At 72.5% G+C, this 15,933-nt stretch carries 16 protein-coding genes; 13 read left to right on the forward strand and 3 right to left on the reverse strand.

The features are described from left to right. The first annotated feature begins 123 nt into the window (after positions 1 to 123). The 11 genes from ACFWR9_RS19370 (at position 124) to ACFWR9_RS19420 (ending at position 12,368) form a co-directional block, all read left to right on the forward strand. On the forward strand, positions 124 to 1,578 hold the full coding sequence (locus tag ACFWR9_RS19370; RefSeq protein ID WP_383843428.1) for an MFS transporter: 1,455 nt from the start codon (positions 124 to 126) through the stop codon (positions 1,576 to 1,578). 324 nt (positions 1,579 to 1,902) lie between these two features. Further along, on the forward strand, positions 1,903 to 2,316 hold the full coding sequence (locus ACFWR9_RS19375) for a DUF3151 domain-containing protein (RefSeq protein ID WP_122616749.1): 414 nt from the start codon (positions 1,903 to 1,905) through the stop codon (positions 2,314 to 2,316). A gap of 145 nt (positions 2,317 to 2,461) precedes the next feature. Continuing rightward, a complete protein-coding gene (locus tag ACFWR9_RS19380; protein WP_383843431.1) occupies positions 2,462 to 3,277 on the forward strand; it encodes a tryptophan 2,3-dioxygenase family protein in 816 nt (271 codons plus the stop codon). Further along, the gene (kynU, locus tag ACFWR9_RS19385) at positions 3,270 to 4,493 is read left to right on the forward strand and encodes a kynureninase (protein ID WP_383843434.1); all 1,224 of its coding nucleotides are present in this window, start codon (positions 3,270 to 3,272) and stop codon (positions 4,491 to 4,493) included. Before ACFWR9_RS19380 ends, kynU begins: the two co-directional genes overlap by 8 nt. Positions 4,494 to 4,696: 203 nt before the next feature. Further along, a complete protein-coding gene (locus tag ACFWR9_RS19390) occupies positions 4,697 to 5,635 on the forward strand; it encodes an alpha/beta hydrolase (protein ID WP_383843437.1) in 939 nt (312 codons plus the stop codon). 170 nt (positions 5,636 to 5,805) lie between these two features. After that, complete coding sequence (locus tag ACFWR9_RS19395) at positions 5,806 to 6,795, forward strand: alpha/beta hydrolase (protein ID WP_383843440.1); 990 nt, start codon at positions 5,806 to 5,808, stop codon at positions 6,793 to 6,795. Continuing rightward, the gene (locus ACFWR9_RS19400; RefSeq protein ID WP_383843443.1) at positions 6,788 to 8,164 is read left to right on the forward strand and encodes an acyltransferase; all 1,377 of its coding nucleotides are present in this window, start codon (positions 6,788 to 6,790) and stop codon (positions 8,162 to 8,164) included. The genes ACFWR9_RS19395 and ACFWR9_RS19400 overlap by 8 nt, the downstream gene beginning before the upstream one ends. Beyond that, a complete protein-coding gene (locus tag ACFWR9_RS19405; RefSeq protein WP_383843446.1) occupies positions 8,157 to 9,551 on the forward strand; it encodes a sensor histidine kinase in 1,395 nt (464 codons plus the stop codon). Before ACFWR9_RS19400 ends, ACFWR9_RS19405 begins: the two co-directional genes overlap by 8 nt. Continuing rightward, complete coding sequence (locus tag ACFWR9_RS19410) at positions 9,548 to 10,234, forward strand: response regulator transcription factor (protein WP_307013939.1); 687 nt, start codon at positions 9,548 to 9,550, stop codon at positions 10,232 to 10,234. The genes ACFWR9_RS19405 and ACFWR9_RS19410 overlap by 4 nt, the downstream gene beginning before the upstream one ends. A gap of 113 nt (positions 10,235 to 10,347) precedes the next feature. Beyond that, positions 10,348 to 11,697, forward strand: coding sequence for a sensor histidine kinase (locus ACFWR9_RS19415; protein WP_383843449.1), 1,350 nt, complete (start codon positions 10,348 to 10,350; stop codon positions 11,695 to 11,697). After that, positions 11,694 to 12,368, forward strand: coding sequence for a response regulator (locus ACFWR9_RS19420; RefSeq protein WP_383843452.1), 675 nt, complete (start codon positions 11,694 to 11,696; stop codon positions 12,366 to 12,368). The genes ACFWR9_RS19415 and ACFWR9_RS19420 overlap by 4 nt, the downstream gene beginning before the upstream one ends. A 91-nt stretch (positions 12,369 to 12,459) precedes the next feature. On the opposite strand, the gene ACFWR9_RS19425 is transcribed toward ACFWR9_RS19420, so the two are convergent. Then, on the reverse strand, positions 12,460 to 13,065 hold the full coding sequence (locus ACFWR9_RS19425; protein ID WP_383843455.1) for a group II intron reverse transcriptase/maturase: 606 nt from the start codon (positions 13,063 to 13,065) through the stop codon (positions 12,460 to 12,462). After that, entirely contained in the window at positions 12,980 to 13,378 is a 399-nt protein-coding gene (locus tag ACFWR9_RS19430; RefSeq protein ID WP_383843458.1) for an ATP-binding protein, read from the reverse strand. Before ACFWR9_RS19430 ends, ACFWR9_RS19425 begins: the two co-directional genes overlap by 86 nt. A 224-nt stretch (positions 13,379 to 13,602) precedes the next feature. On the opposite strand from ACFWR9_RS19430, the gene ACFWR9_RS19435 reads away from it, so the two are divergent. Beyond that, entirely contained in the window at positions 13,603 to 14,454 is an 852-nt protein-coding gene (locus ACFWR9_RS19435; protein ID WP_383843461.1) for a helix-turn-helix domain-containing protein, read from the forward strand. After that, a complete protein-coding gene (locus ACFWR9_RS19440) occupies positions 14,454 to 14,642 on the forward strand; it encodes a DUF397 domain-containing protein (RefSeq protein ID WP_383843464.1) in 189 nt (62 codons plus the stop codon). Before ACFWR9_RS19435 ends, ACFWR9_RS19440 begins: the two co-directional genes overlap by 1 nt. Before the next feature lie 63 nt (positions 14,643 to 14,705). On the opposite strand, the gene ACFWR9_RS19445 is transcribed toward ACFWR9_RS19440, so the two are convergent. Further along, the gene (locus tag ACFWR9_RS19445) at positions 14,706 to 15,848 is read right to left on the reverse strand and encodes an endo-1,4-beta-xylanase (protein ID WP_383843466.1); all 1,143 of its coding nucleotides are present in this window, start codon (positions 15,846 to 15,848) and stop codon (positions 14,706 to 14,708) included. Positions 15,849 to 15,933 lie beyond the last annotated feature (85 nt).

Raw genomic sequence — 15,933 nt, forward strand, 5'->3', positions numbered from 1 at the left:
CGCGGCCTGCGGTCCCCGGCGGCCCGCCGGTACGAAGAACACGTAGGCCCCCGCGGCCCCCGGGCCGGGTGAGGTGCCGCGCGCCCGGCGCCGACCGCGCCGGCCTCGCTGTATACCTGGGTCATGCCCGACGTCCGGCTGGCCTCGCCGCAAGGCAAGTGGATCCTGCTGACCACCGTCCTCGGCTCCAGCATGGCCCTGCTGGACTCGACCGTCGTCAACGTCGCGCTGCCCCGCATCGGCCGCGACCTCGACGCCGACCTCGCCGCCCTCCAGTGGACGCTCAACGCCTACATGGTCACGCTGGCCGGGCTGATCCTCCTCGGCGGCGCCCTCGGCGACCGGTTCGGCCGCCGCCGGATCTTCGTCATCGGCGTGCTGTGGTTCGCCGCCGCCTCCCTGCTGTGCGGCCTCGCGCCGAACGCCGGTGTCCTGATCGCCGCCCGCGCCCTCCAGGGCATCGGCGGTGCGCTGCTCACGCCCGGTTCCCTCGCCCTCATCCAGGCCTCCTTCCACCCCGACGACCGGGGCCGCGCGGTCGGCCTGTGGTCGGGCTTCGGGGGCGTCGGCGCGGCGGTGGGGCCGTTCCTCGGGGGCTGGCTGGTGGACGGCGCGGGCTGGCGCTGGGTGTTCCTGCTCAACGTCCCGCTGGCCGTGCTGTGCGCGCCGATCGCCCTGCGGCACGTACCGGAGTCCTCGGACGAGCGTGCCCACGCGCGCTTCGACGTGCTCGGCGCGGCCCTCGGCGCGGCGGCCCTCGCGCTGCTCACGTACGCGCTGATCGAGGCGCGCACCGCGTCCTGGGCGGTGGCGCTCAGCGCGGTGGCCGGAGTGGCGGCGGCGGTGGCCTTCGTGGTCGTCGAGGGGCGCCGCACGGACCCGATGTTGCCGCTGGACGTTTTCGCCTCCCGTCAGTTCACGGCGGTCAACCTGGTCACGCTGTGCGTGTACGCGGCCTTCGGCGGCTTCTTCTTCCTGGCCGCGCTCCAGCTCCAGGTCGTCGTCGGCTGGTCCGCGCTGGCCGCCGGTACGGCGCTGCTGCCGACCACCGTCCTGATGCTGCTGCTCTCCGCCCGCTCGGGCGAGCTGTCCGAGCGGCTCGGCCCCCGGATCCAGCTCACCGTCGGCCCGCTGCTGTGCGCCGGCGGGATGGTGCTGATGCTGCGGGTCGGACCCGGCGCCTCCTACCTCACCGACGTACTGCCCGCCCTCCTCGTCCTCGGCCTCGGCATGGTCACCCTGGTCGCGCCGCTGACGGCGAGCGTGCTGGCCGCCCTGGACACCGCGCGCGCCGGGCTGGCCAGCGGCATCAACAACGCGGCGGCCCGTGCGGCGGGGCTCGTCGCGGTGGCCGCGCTGCCGCTGCTCACCGGCATGGGCGAGGAGGCCTACCGGTCGGCGCGGGCCTTCGACGACGCGTTCGGGCCGGCGATGCTGATCTGCGCGGCCGTCCTGGTGGCGGGCTCGGCAATCGCGTTCACGACGATCCACCGCCCACCCCCGGACTGCCGCCGCCCCGAGTGCCACACCCACGGCTCGATCCTGACCCCACCCCTGGAGGGCGAACGCAGCACCTAGCCATACGCCGCCCGGCGGATCACGCCCGCTCGGGCCGGGTGCCGCCTTGTGCCGACGACCGGATCACGCCCCTAAGGGGCGCGGGGAACTGCGCGACCAGCCACAGCGCACCCGCGGTCGACGACGCGCCTGGACGCAGGGTGCAACCTTGGGCCGACGGCCCGGTCACGCCGCTAAGGGGCGCGGGGAACTGCGCGACCAGCCACAGCGCACCCGCAGCCGACAACGCACCCGCAGCCGACAGCGCACCCGCAGCCGACCACGCACCCCATCGCACCGACAGACCCGTCCGGCGGACCCCCGCACATGCCGCAGACTTGTCCCATGTCCATTCACGAGAACCTCCTCGGGGGACCGCCCCCGACCCACCTCCCCGACGACCCCGGGCCGCGCGAGCTGCTGGCGGGCGGCACCTCCCCCGCCGACGTCGCCGCGAAGTACCCGACGTCCTCCCTCGCCTGGGCCCGGCTGGCCGACGAGGCGTTCGAACGGGGCAGCGTCGTGGAGTCGTACGCGTACGCCCGTACGGGCTACCACCGCGGCCTGGACGCCCTGCGCCGCAGCGGTTGGAAGGGGCACGGCCCGGTGCCCTGGGAGCACGAGCCGAACCGCGGCTTCCTGCGCGCCCTGCACGCCCTCGCCCGCGCCGCCCAGGCGATCGGCGAGAAGGAGGAGTACGAGCGCTGCGCCCAGTTCCTGAAGGACTCCTCGCCCGCGGCGGCCGAGGTGCTCGGCTGAAACGAGGAACACCCCGGGCCCGTCCGCCGTGCGCGGGCGGGCCTTGCGGTTTCCTGCGACGATTGCGGAGGATGCCGTTGGGGACCGGGGCCCCGTGCCGGTAACGGCAGGGCGGACCGCTACCCGCGCACATCAGGAGACAGCGATGTCCCACGAGGCCCCGAATCTCGACTTCGAGGGCAGCACGCCGTACGAGGACTATGTCCAGGCGGACGTGCTCACCCATCTCCAGCACACCCTCTCCGACGATCCCGGAGAGATGGTCTTCCTGGTCACGACCCAGGTCATGGAGCTTTGGTTCACCGTCATCGTCCACGAATGGGAGACCGCCGCCCGCGCCCTGCGCGAGGACCGGATCCCGGTGGCGACCGACGCGCTCAAGCGTTCGGTGCGGGAGCTGGAGGCGCTGAACGCCTCCTGGACGCCCCTGGGGCAGCTCACCCCGGCCCAGTTCAACTCCTACCGGGCCGCCCTCGGCGAGGGCTCCGGTTTCCAGTCGGCGATGTACCGCCGCATGGAGTTCCTGCTCGGCGACAAGTCCGCCTCGATGCTCGTCCCGCACCGCGGCGCCCCGCGCGTCCACGCGGAACTGGAGAAGGCGCTGCACGAGCCGAGCCTGTACGACGAGGTGGTCCGGCTGCTCGACCGGCGCGGGTACGACATACCGGACGCCGTGCTCCAGCGGGACCTCACCCGGAAGTACGAAGCGGCACCCGAGGTGGAGGCCGCCTGGACGGCCGTCTACAAGGGCGACCAGAACGGCGAGCTGGCCCGCCTCGGCGAGGCCCTCACCGACGTCGCCGAACTGGTCTGGCGCTGGCGCAACGACCACCTGGTCGCCACCCGCCGCGCGATGGGCTCGAAGACCGGCACGGGCGGCTCCGCCGGGGTGGCCTGGCTGGAGAAGCGGGCCCGGGGCAACGTGTTCCCCGAGCTGTGGACGGCGCGGTCCTATGTCTGACCTCAAGAGCACGGCCGAGGAACTGGACGCCGCCGACGGCCTGGCGGCGCTGCGCACACGGTTCGTCCTCGACGACGTCACCTACCTGGACGGCAACTCCCTCGGCGCCCTCCCCGCGCACGTGCCCGCGCGCGTGGACGACGTCGTACGCCGGCAATGGGGCGAGCTGCGCATCCGGTCCTGGGAGGAGAGCGGGTGGTGGACGGCGCCCGAACGGATCGGTGACCGGATCGCACCGCTGGTCGGCGCGGCGGCCGGGCAGATCGTGGTGGGCGACTCCACGAGCGTGAACGTCTTCAAGGCGCTCGTCGCGGCCGTGCGGATGGCCCAGGAGGACGGGGGCGACGGGGGCGACGGGGACGGTGCTGGCCGGGACGAGATCCTCGTCGACGCCACGACCTTCCCCACGGACGGGTACATCGCCGAGTCGGCGGCCCGGATGACGGGCTGCGCCCTGCGCCCGGTCACCCCGGCCGAGGTGCCTTCGGCACTCGGCGCCCGCACCGCCGCCGTCCTGCTCAACCACGTGGACTACCGCACGGGCCGGCTGCACGACCTGCCCGCGCTCACCCGCGCGGTGCACGCGTGCGGGGCGTACGCCGTCTGGGACCTGTGCCACAGCGCGGGCGCGCTGCCGGTCGGGCTCGACGAACACGGCGTCGACCTGGCGGTCGGCTGCACCTACAAGTACCTCAACGGCGGCCCCGGCTCGCCCGCCTACCTGTACGTGCGCCGCGACCTCCAGCCCCGCTTCGACTCCCCGCTGCCGGGCTGGAACTCGCACGCCGAGCCGTTCGGCATGCGGCCCGCGTACGCCCCGGCGTCCGGCGCGGTGCGTGGCAGGGTCGGGACGCCGGACATCCTCTCCCTGCTCGCCCTGGATGCGGCGCTGGACGTGTGGGACGAGGACGGCGTCTCGGTGGCGGCGGTGCGGGCCAAGTCGCTGGCGCTGACGGACTTCTTCCTGCGCTGCGTCGGGGAGTACGTCCCCGGCGGCCGGGTGGAGTCCGTGACCCCGACGGCGCACGCCGAGCGCGGCAGCCAGGTCGCCCTGCGCTGCGACGACGCGGGCGAGGTCATGAAGCGGCTGATCGAAGGCGGCGTGGTCGGCGACTTCCGCGCCCCGGACGTGCTGCGCTTCGGCTTCACGCCGCTGTACGTCGGCTTCGCGGACGTGGAGCGGGCGGCTCGGGTGCTGGCGCGGACGCTGGGGTGACGCGCGGGAGCGACGCCGGGGGTGACGCGCGGGAGTGGTGACATCACCCCCGGGTGAAGGGTGGGGGCCGGACGAATCGTTTGGTCCTCACCCAGCGTCACATCCCCATGTCCGCGCACGTCATCGGCCTGATAACGTCCCGCCAACGGCCGATTTCCACTCCCCCGGTCCGCCAACACCGTTCCTTCGCCGAGAGGTTGAGCATGCCGGACGCCGCCGCAGAACCGGGCACCGCTGCCGCGAGGAACGCCGCGGAGGAGAAATCGGCCTTCGCGCACCCGGCGGTGGACCCCGACGGCACGGCCGGGTACGGCGACCACCCCGACCAGGTGATCGACTTCTACGCGCCGCGTGCCGCCGCGGGGCCGAGCGACGCCGCCCCCGTCGTGGTGGTCCTGCACGGAGGCTCGTGGCGGGCGCCGTACGACCGTCGGCATGTCAGCCCGTTCGCGGGGTTCCTGGCGCAACGGGGCTTCGCCGTGGCGAGTGTGGAGTACCGGCGCGGTGCGGAGGGCGGCGGGGCGGGTGCCGAGGGAGGCGCGGGTGCCGAGGGGGGCGGTACGGGTGCGGGCGGGCCCGTGGCGGGGCGGTGGCCCGAGACCTTCGACGACGTGGCCGCCGCGCTGGACGCGCTGCCCGGGCTGGTACGACGGCACCTCCCGCGGGCCGACGCGCGCCGTACGGTGCTCACCGGCCACTCCGCCGGCGGGCACCTCGCCCTGTGGGCGGCGGCCCGGCATCTGCTGCCCGCCGACGCCCCTTGGCGCACCGACCGCCCGGCGCCGCTGCGGGGCGTGGTCGCGCTCGCGCCGATCGCGGACTTCGAGGTCGCCGACAAGCTCGACGTGTGCGGGGGAGCGGCCCGCCAGTTCCTGGGCGGGGGCGACCGGTTCGCCGAACGCCGCCCCTACGCCGACCCCGCCCTGCTGCTGCCCACCGGCATCGCGACGACCCTCGTCCAGGGGCGTGCCGACGTGGACGTGCCGCAGGCGGTCGCCGAGGCGTACGCCGACGCGGCGGCGAAGGCCGGGGAGGTGGTGGGCGTGACCTTGCTGGAGGATGTCGGCCACTTCCCGCTGATCGACCCGGCGGCGGACGCGTGCGCGGTGGTGGCGGAGGAGATCGCGCAGTTGGCGTGGTGAACCCCGGGGAGGGCGGGCGTCAGGCGTCGTACCCGTAATGGCGTCGTACCCGTAATACCTGAGAGCTACCGGCCAGGTGAGTTCCCTGGCGGGACGCGGGTTACCCGGCCCGATTCATAACTTCCCTTGCAGGCGGGCCCGATGGGCGGGCGTGCCGGAGGGGAGCGGCCATGTGGCCCGGTACGGCGGTAGGTTGGCGGCGGCGCGCGGGCAGGTGGCGCCGCGCCGTTTGTGCGGCCCTCATCACCGGTGCCGTGGTCCTCCCGCTCTCCGGTGCCGCTCAGCCCCGGATTCCGGCCCCGCCCCCCGCCGAGCTGCCGGCGCCGACGGCCGCCACGCTGGACGAGACGTACGCCGCCCACCGGGCCAACGCCGCCGAGGCGTCCCGGATGGCCGCCGACCACGGCGACCGTCACCGCGCCGCGGCCGACCGTGCGATGGCCGACCCGTCCCGCCGCTTCCTCGCCTTCGACGGCCGGGGCGCCGGACTGGCCACCGAGATACTCGGCGACCTGGCGCACGCCGACCGCGTCGCCGTCCTGGTCCCGGGCTCCGACACCGGCCTCGACACCTACGGCCGGTTCCGCGCCGCCGCCGTCGCGCTGCACCGGCAGCTCGCCGCGCAGGCGCCCGCCGGGACCCGCACCGCGGTCGTGGCCTGGCTGGGCTACGAGACGCCGGGCACGACCAGCACCACCGTCGCGACGACCGGCCGCGCCGAGAGGGCCGCCCCGAAGCTGCGCGCCCTCGTCGCCGACCTGCGCCGGATCACCGGGCCCGGCACCCACCTCACCCTGCTCTGCCACTCCTACGGCTCGGTCGTCTGCGCCCGCGCCGCCGACGGCCTGGACGTCTCCGACATCGCCCTGCTCGGCAGCCCCGGCACCGGCGCCTACACGGCCGCCGGCCTGCACACCGGCGCCCGGATCTGGGCGGCGCGGGGCGACGACGACTGGGTGGAGCACGTTCCGCACCTCAGCACCGGCCTGTTCGGCACCACCGTCGGCTTCGGCACCGACCCGGTCTCCCCGGACTTCGGCGCCCGGGTCTTCGACGCCGGTGACGCCGGCCACAGCGACTACTTCGACCCCGGCTCCCTCTCCCTGACGAACCTGGCCCGGATCGCCCTGGGCGAGACCACGGAGGTGACCCATGACTGACGTGACCCGAGCGGCCCGAGCGGCTCGAGCGACCCTGGAGATGCCGGAGACCCGGTCGAGCCCGCCGCTGGGCGCCCCGACCCGGTGGCCGGGTGCCGACGCCCGGCGGAGCCTGTTCCGCGCCGCCGGCCGGATCGACGCCGCCACGCCCGCGTCGAGGGACCGGGCCGTCGACGCCCTGCGTGCCTTCGCCATCCTCGGGGTGGTCCTCGGGCACTGGCTGGTGACGGCCCTGGTCGCCGACGGCGGCAGCCTGCGCGCGGCCAGCCCGCTGCGGGACATGCCCTGGCTGGCCCCGGTCTCCTGGGCCTTCCAGACCCTCGCCGTGTTCTTCCTGGTCGGCGGCCATGTCGCCACCCGCGGCTACGCGTCCGCCCGCGCCCGGGGCGAGTCCTACGGCCGCTGGCTGTCCGCCCGCCTCTCCCGGCTGTTCCGGCCGGTGCTGGCCGTCCTCGGCCTGTGGACGGTGACGGCCGCGCTGCTGCTCCTGACCGGCGCGGAGTTCGGCACCGTCCACACGCTGGTGAAGCTGGCGCTGTCCCCGATGTGGTTCCTGCTGGTCTTCGCGGCGCTCACCGCGGCGACGCCGCTGCTGACGCGGCTGAGTCCGCTGTGGCCGCTGGCCGTCGTCCTCCACGTCGACCTGCTCCGCTTCGGTTTCGGCGCTCCGTCCTGGCTCGGCTGGATCAACCTCGCGGCCGGCTGGCTGGTCCCCTTCACCCTCGGCGCCGCCTGGACCCGCGGCGAGCTAGGGGGTGTCGTTTGGATCACGCCGGCTCCAGGCAACGGCGCCTTGTGCCGGGTCGCGACCCCGGCAGGATCCAGGCGACACCCCCTGAACCGCCGCCGCGCCGGCTGGATCCTGCTCACCGGCGGTGCGGCGGCGACCGCGGCGCTCGTCGCCTGGGCGGGCTATCCGGCCTCGATGGTCGGCGTCCCGGGCGCCGCGGTGTCGAACCTCAATCCGCCGACCCTGGCCGCCGTCACGTTCGGCCTCGCCCAGTGTGGCCTCGCCCTGCTGCTGCGCGACCGGCTGCGGGGCGCGATGCGGCGGCCGGTGGCGTGGGCGGCCGTCGCGCTGGTCAACCTCTCCGCGATGACGATCTTCCTCTGGCACCAGACGGCCCTGATGGCGACCACGGCCGGCAGCCTCCTCCTGGGCCGCCTGCCCGGCCTGCACACGCGCCCCGACGGCCTGGACTGGGTCGCGGCCCGGATCGCCTGGCTTCCGGTGTTCGCGCTGGTCCTGGCGGGCTGCTGGGCCGCCTTTCGCTCCTGCGAGCGCGGTGGCGCCCGGCGCCGTTCCAAGGTCGTCCGGGCCCACCGCCCGCAGGACCGGACGAGGACGGCGGGTGCACGTCATGTCTAGGGTGGGGCCCGTGAAGCGACGGGGGGAGCGGCGGACGGCCTGGGGCCGCGTCGAGCGCGTGCTGGGGGTCCTGCACGACGACTTGTGGACCTGGCGGGCGGATCCGCTGCCGCCGTCGGTGTGGCTGCGCTGGCTGCCGCACGGGCTCGTGTGCCTGGCGGCGGTCGGGGTGCTGATCGGCGACGCCGCTCAACTCAACGATCACAGCAAGCTCAGGCCGGAGTTCGCCTTTCTTATCGCGCTCGGACAGGCCGCCGCGATGATTCTTGCGCTGTGGCGGCCGGTCCCCGCGTGGTGGCTGTCGCTGGCGGCCACAGCGGTCGGAGCTTCTGCGGTGCTGATGCAACGCGAGGCCTACAAGTTCGTGTGGCCCTGGACCTCGGCCGGACTGATCGCTCATCTATTCGTCCTGCTGCTGCTCGCCCTACGGGTTCGTACGCGCGTTGCGGTGGAGGTTCTGGCCCTGAGCGCGCTGGCCACATACATCCTCCAGGGACTGATAGGTGCGCGGAACTACCAGCCCACCGGTCAGCTCGCCGTCATCCTGTTCACGGTCGTCGTCGTTCTCGGCATCGCCCTGCACGGCCGCCGCGAGGCGCGCACGGAACTCGCGCAACAGACCTCGCTCACCGCCGAGGAGCGGTCCCGGCGCACCCTGCTGGAGGAGCGCAGCCGCATCGCGCGGGAGCTGCACGACGTGGTCGCCCACCACATGTCGGTGATCTCCATCCAGGCCCAGGTCGCCCCCCTCCTCGTCGAGAACCCGCCGGACGAGCTGAAGGAGAACCTCGCGGGCATCCGGCAGAACGCGCTGGAGGCGCTCACCGAGCTGCGCCGGGTGCTGGGCGTGCTGCGCTCCGAGCACCCCGACGTACTGGAGGCGTCCGAGGGCGGCGATCCCGTGCCGCACGCCCCGCAGCCCACCCTCGACCGGCTCGACGCGCTGGTGGAGAACACCCGCGCCGCCGGACTGACCATCACCACCGGGACGAGCGGCACGCGCCGGCCCCTGCCGCCCGGCGTGGAGCTGTCGGCGTACAGGATCGTGCAGGAGGCGCTCAGCAACGTCCTGCGGCACGCGCCCGGCGCGAGCGCCCGGGTCCACCTCACGCACCTCCCGATCGGACTGCGCGTGGACGTCTCCAACACCCGCCCGAAGCGGGCGCCGGCGCCGTCGCAGGGGGCGGGGCACGGGCTGCTCGGCATGCGGGAGAGGGTGGCGATGCTCGACGGCAGCCTGACCGCGCACTCACTGCCGGGCGGCGGCTACCAGGTGGCGGCGTTCCTGCCGGTCGACGCCGCCGAACCCGCAGTCGCCGACGAACCCGCCCACCCGGCCGGCGACGACCCCTCCGCCCGCCACATCCCCGAGGACGACACCCGATGACGACCAGCAGCGACGGGCGCGTGATCCGTGTCCTGATCGCCGACGACCAGCAGATGGTCCGGCAGGGATTCACCGTGCTGCTCAACACCCAGCCGGACATCGAGGTGATCGGGCAGGCGGTGGACGGCCTGGACGCCGTCGCCAAGGTCGCCGAACAGGCCCCGGACGTCGTCCTGATGGACATCCGCATGCCCGAGCTGGGCGGCATCGAGGCGACCCGCCTGATCACCGGGGCGACACCGGAGATCAGGGTGCTGGTGCTGACCACCTTCGACCTCGACGAGTACGTGTACGAGGCGCTGCGGGCCGGTGCCTCCGGGTTCCTGCTGAAGGACGCGTCCGCCGACCAGCTCGCCGAGGCGGTCCGGGTGGTGGCGTCCGGGGACGCCCTGCTCGCGCCCGGCATCACCCGCCGGCTGATCGCGGAGTTCTCCCGGCTGGACGACCGGCCGCGCGCCCCGCTGAAGGCCCGCGTGGGTGAGCTGACCGAGCGGGAGACGGAGGTGCTCGCCCTGATCGCACAGGGCCTGTCGAACGCGGAGATCGCCCAGCGCCTGGTGGTCGCCGAGCAGACGGTGAAGACCCATGTGGGCCGCATCCTGGTGAAACTGGGGCTCAGGGACCGCACCCAGGCGGCCGTGTTCGCGTACGAGTCGGGCCTGGTGCGGCCCTCGGGGTACTGACTCCGGTGGACGCGCGCGGACCGTCCCTGGCCCCCGTAGTACCTGAGGGGGATGCCGAAGGACCCCTCTCACTGGTGACGACGGCCCGTCCCGCCGACGCCTACCGTGGCAACGTGACCGAGACGACCCAGACGGGTACCACGCCCCCCGGCGACGGAAGCGCGACCCGCAGCCCCGAGTACCGGCTGGCCAAGGACGCCCTGAGCGGCCTGCGCGAGGACCTGTTCCACGATGCCTTCGCCTACCGCCCGCTGCCGCGCATGGCCACGGACGGGCCGCTGATCCGCCGCATCCCGGCCCGGGTCCGGCCCCGCGCGGCCCGGATTCCGCACGCGGTGGTGGGTGTCGTCGCGCTGCTGTGCTTCTTCGGCGGTTCGACGTCCGGCGCGGTCTCCGACGGACCGTTGTCCCTGCTGAGCGGTCTGATCTGCGCCGTCCCGGTGCTGGCGACGCTGGTCCGGCCGGTCGGCGCGTTCTGGCTGTCGATTGCGGCGACACCGGTGCTGGCCGTGCTCGGCGGCGACTGGAGCGACTGGCCGTGGGGGCCCGGCGCGTTCATGTGCCACGTGTCGGTCCTGGTGCTCGTCGCGATACGCACCCGGCCCCGCACGGCCGCCTGGATGTGGGCGCTGACCGCGCTCTACGGCTTCCTCACCGAGACCATGTTCGGCGGCGGTCAGTACAACGCGAACTCCGCCCCGCTGCTGGTGCTCACCGCCTTCGCCCTGCTCGCGATCTCGCTCTGGCACATCCGTCGCGACGCCCGGCAGCAGGTGACCGCCCAGCAGACGGTCACCGCTCACGAGCGGTCCCGGCGCACCCTGCTGGAGGAGCGCACCAACATCGCCCGTGAGCTGCACGACGTGGTCGCCCACCACATGTCGGTGGTCGCCATCCAGGCGGAGGCCGCGCCCTACCGGGTGGAGAATCCGCCGGAGGAGCTGGAGCGGGCGTTCGCCACCATCCGGGAGAACGCGGTGGCCGCCCTCACCGAGCTGCGCCGCGTCCTCGGTGTCGTCCGCGCCGAGGACTACGAGGCCCCGGACGCCCCGCAGCCCACGCTCACCGACCTGGACGCCCTGCTCGCCAACGTCCGCGAGGCCGGCCTGGGCGTGGAGAAGGCGGTGACCGGCGCGGTGCGCGAGCTGCCGCCCGGCGTGGAGCTGTCGGCGTACCGGATCGTGCAGGAGGCGCTGAGCAACTCCCTGCGGCACGCGCCCGGCGCCACCGCCCGCGTCGAGGTGTCCTACGTCCTGGGCGGTCTGGGCCTGCGGATAGTCAACACCGCCATACCGGCGAACACCCTGGTCAAGCCGTCGCCCGGCGCCGGACACGGAGTCACCGGCATGCGCGAGCGGGTGTCGATGCTGGGCGGCGAGATGACGGCCGGCCCGACCGACGACGGGGGCTACGAGGTGGCGGTGTTCCTGCCGGTCACCGCACCGAGCGAGGGTGACGCATGACCGGCCGCACGATCCGGGTCCTGATCGCGGACGACCAGATGATGGTGCGCGAGGGTTTCTCGGTCCTGCTGAACGCGATGCCGGACATCGAGGTCGTCGGCGAGGCGGTCAACGGCCGGGAGGCGGTGGCGAAGGTCCGGGAACTGGCCCCGGACGTCGTCCTGATGGACATCCGCATGCCGGAGTTGAACGGCATCGAGGCGACGCGGGAGATCGTCGCGGCGGACGGCGCGGCGAAGGTCCTCGTCCTCACCACCTTCGACCTCGACGAGTACGTGTACCAGGCGCTGCGCGCGGGGGCCTCCGGCTTCCTCCTCAAGGACGCCTCGGCCCGCCGGCTCGCCGACGGCGTCCGGGTCGTGGCCGCCGGCGAGGCGCTCCTCGCCCCCTCGGTCACCAAGCGTCTGATCACCGAGTTCTCCAAACTCTCCGACGCCCCGCGCCTGATGCCCTCGGCGCAGGCGGCGTACGGGGACCTGACCGAGCGGGAGACGGAGGTCCTGGCGCTGATCGCGCAGGGCCTGTCGAACTCGGAGATCGCCGAGCGCCTGGTGGTCGCCGAGTCGACGATCAAGACGCACGTCAGCCGCGTCCTGGTCAAGCTGGGCCTGCGCGACCGCACCCAGGCGGCGGTCTTCGCCTACGAGGCCCGGCTGGTGACGCCGGGCTGACCGGTACCGAGCGTGAGGTGGGCCGCCGGGCGAGGTGGCAGCGGAGCTGCCCCTTTTCCCAGCGACCTCCTCCCGAACCCGTCGTGCGACGTTAATCGCAACGGGCTCTCCAGTGACTGCCGTGAGCTGCGGTTTCGCGTCCAACATGGATGCTGTCGTGGCAGGTTGAGCAGACCACGAGTGTCTTGCGTCGTTTCCTGGCCATGAGAGCGGCCCAGTTGGGTTGTTCCTGCCCGAGCCGGTCGAGGTCTGCGAGCTTGCGGATCTGGTGGACCTGGATTTTCTCGGTCTGTCCGCAGAGTTCGCAGAAGCCTGCCAGCAGCCGCCTGGTCAACTCGCGCCGACGAGGGGGACTGTGGGCAGGGTCGCGGTCCTTCAGGACTGCGGACTTCTGCCGTTTGAGTGGAATGCCACCGAACTGTGCGATCAGCGGTTTCCTGCTCGGGGCACGGGTGATGCCGGCCTGGAGACACTTGCGAGGCCCGGCCGGGGTGTCGATGGTGGCCTTGTACTTGCGGGCCATCTTCGACATGGTCGAGCGATGCTTGTTCGCCAGGGAGCACAGCAGCGAGGACTGCATGACCCAGTGCAACCGGTTCAGTCGGAAGACGTCACCGGCGAGCAGGTAGTACTGAACGATTCCACGGTACCTGGCGCCGTAGATGCTGACGATGGTGTAGTCGTCGTAATTGAGCATCGACCAGCCCCCGGCCACTCTCCTCGTCGACCACGTCTGCCAACCGGGCGGGAGCGTCCGGCGGTTCGGGGTCCGCGTCCCACGCGCCGATCCGCAACACCCCGGCCGACCACCGCACGCGCAGTGCCGCAGGACCCTTGGTGTGCAGCACGGCGTTGCCGATCAGCTCCGCCGCGAGCAGCTCGGCGACGTCGACGAGGCCGATCAGTCCGTGCATGGTCAGGATCAGACGGAGGGTGCGGCGACTGATGGTGACGGCGCGGGGGTCGTTGGGGATGTACAGGGAGTACTCCCAGGAAGTGTCTTCGGGCATGCGTCGACTCCGTTCGTGAGGGAGGGGTGGAGCTGCCGCCGGGCGGTGTCGATGCCGCAGCCGTCATGACGGGACGGAGCGGTGCGCTTCCGGTGCCCCGGGGTTCCGCAGCGTGTGCGTCGCGTCACTGAAGGTATGGCACTAATTCGTGCCAGGGCAACTGGTTGCCGTAATCTGACACCCGAACGTGGCGCCATCAGAGGGGCGTTGAATCGGGAGGATGCATGCCGCCGAGAAGCAATCCCACTGCGCGACAGGTGCGCCTGGGGACGGAACTGCGCAGGCTGCGCGAGGCTGCCGGCCTGAAGGCTCGGGAGGCGGCAGCGTTGCTGAACTCGACTTCAGGTCAGATGAGTCACGTGGAGCTGGGTATCGCGGCTGTCAGCCCGGGGCGCGTTCGCCGTCTGGCCGCCTATTACGCCTGCACGGACCAGGCGTTGATCAGCGCGCTCGTGTCCTTGGCGACCGATCGGACGCGCGGCTGGTGGGAGGAGTACCGAGGGGTGTTGCCTCCGGCGTTCTTGGACACCGCTGAAGCCGAGTACCACGCGACGTACCTGCGTGAGGTGGTGATCACGCATGTGCCCGGTCTGCTGCAAACCGCAGACTATGCACGTGCGGTCTTCAGCTACATGCGTCCAGAACTACCCGAGAGCGAGGTGGCGTCGCGTGTGGAGCACCGGATGAACCGACGCCTGACTATCGAGCGCGACACTCCGACGCCGTACGAAACGGTCATCCACGAGTTCGCCCTGCGAGTCCACGTGGCCGACCGCCAGGTGTCACGCGCCCAACTGCGCGTCATTCTGGACGAGGTCGAGCAGGAGCGGGTTACGGTGCGCGTCATCCCCGTTGACTGCGAGGGATTCGCGGGAGCCGGTGCGTCGATGATGTACCTGGGCGGTCCGGTGCCTCAACTGGACACCGGTCTGCGCGATTCGCCCACTGGTGCTGCCTTCTGCGATGCGGAGGCACAGTTGGCAAACCTCCGCACGCTGTTTCGTATGGTGAAGGGCGCGTCGCTGGATTCTGTGGCGTCGCGGGATCTCATCCACCGGCTGGCGAAGGAGCTGTAATGAACTGGCGGAAGTCCACGTACTCCAGTGGCGGCGACGGCGACACCTGCGTCGAGATCGCGGCGTTGGCCACCCACATAGCCATCCGTGACTCCAAGGCCCCCACTCGCGCCACCCTCTCCATCCTCGCCCCCTCCTTCATCGCCTTCATCGAGGGCGTCAAGCGGCGCCCCCAGCCCGGGGCCTGAGCAAGAGGGCGGCGGGTCCCGCCGCGGGGTTGGGGCAACGGGCCCCGCGGCGGACGGCAGTCGTCAGTGCTTGCGCGCCGCCGCCTTCAGGGTGTGCCGCAGGGCGTGGAAGGCGGGTTTGCGGTCGAAGTCGTCGGTCATGACCGTCGCGTAGCCCTCGCCCTCGAAGAACACCGGCACCCATGAGTACTTGTCGGTGAAGCCCCAGATGGTGAACGAGTTGCAGTCCTCGACGGCCAGGCACGCCGACAGGGCCCGCTGGTAGTAGTCGGCCTGCTGCTTCTGTTGCGCGGCGGTCGGTACACCGTCGGCCGGCAGGTCCATCCGTACGTCCAGCTCGGTGACGGCGGTTTCCAGGCCCAGCGCGTCGAAGCGCTCCAGGTTCGTCTCCAGGTCGCCCGGGAAGCCGTACCGCGTGCTCAGGTGCGCCTGTACGGAGAAGCCGTGCACCGGCACGCCCTGCTGGAGCAGGTCCTGGGTGAGGGCGTAGTAGGCGTCGCTCTTGGCGTTGACGCTCTCGACGCCGTAGTCGTTGAAGAACAGCTTGGCCTGCGGGTCGGCCTCGTGCACCCAGCGGAAGGCGTCCGCGACGATGCCCGGGCCGAGTTCGCGGATCCAGATGTTGTCCTGCGTGCGAAGCTTGCCCTGGTCGTCGAAGATCTCGTTGGCGACGTCCCACTGCTGGATCCGGCCGGCGTAGCGGCCGACGACGGTGGTGATGTGCTCGCGCAGGATCGCGCGCAGCTCCTCGTCGGAGAAGCCGCCCTGCTCCAGCCACTGCGGGTTCTGGCTGTGCCACAGCAGCGTGTGGCCGCGGACGACCTGGCCGTGGCGCTCGGCGAACTCGACGATGGCGTCCGCCGCCGCGAAGTCGTACCGGTCGCGTTCCGGGTGGATGAACTCCCACTTCATCTGGTTCTCGGGCGACACCGAGCTGAACTGGCGCCCGAGGATCTTCCGGTACTTCTTGTCCGAGGTGAACGGGTCCGGGTAGTCCTGCTCCAGGTGGTGGCCACCGCCCGCCACGGCGGTGCCCACGTAGAAGCCGTCGGGGGCGGCCTCGCGCAGCCGGTCGGACTTGCCGTGGGAGTGGTGCGGTGCGGCGTGCCGGCCGGACGCGGGGTCGGCCGTGGCGGAACCCGCCGCGAGCGGCAGCGTCAGGGCGGCGGCGGCAAGGGCCGCGGTGGCGAAACGAACGGATCTCATGCGGGAGTCTCATTCCGTCGTGCTTCGAAAGTTTCGGAGAGTATTCCGAAACATTGGTGATGGAAGCTAAGGCTCCGGCAGCGCG

The sequence above is a fragment of the Streptomyces sp. NPDC058534 genome (assembly GCF_042717365.1).
Classification (GTDB): domain Bacteria; phylum Actinomycetota; class Actinomycetes; order Streptomycetales; family Streptomycetaceae; genus Streptomyces.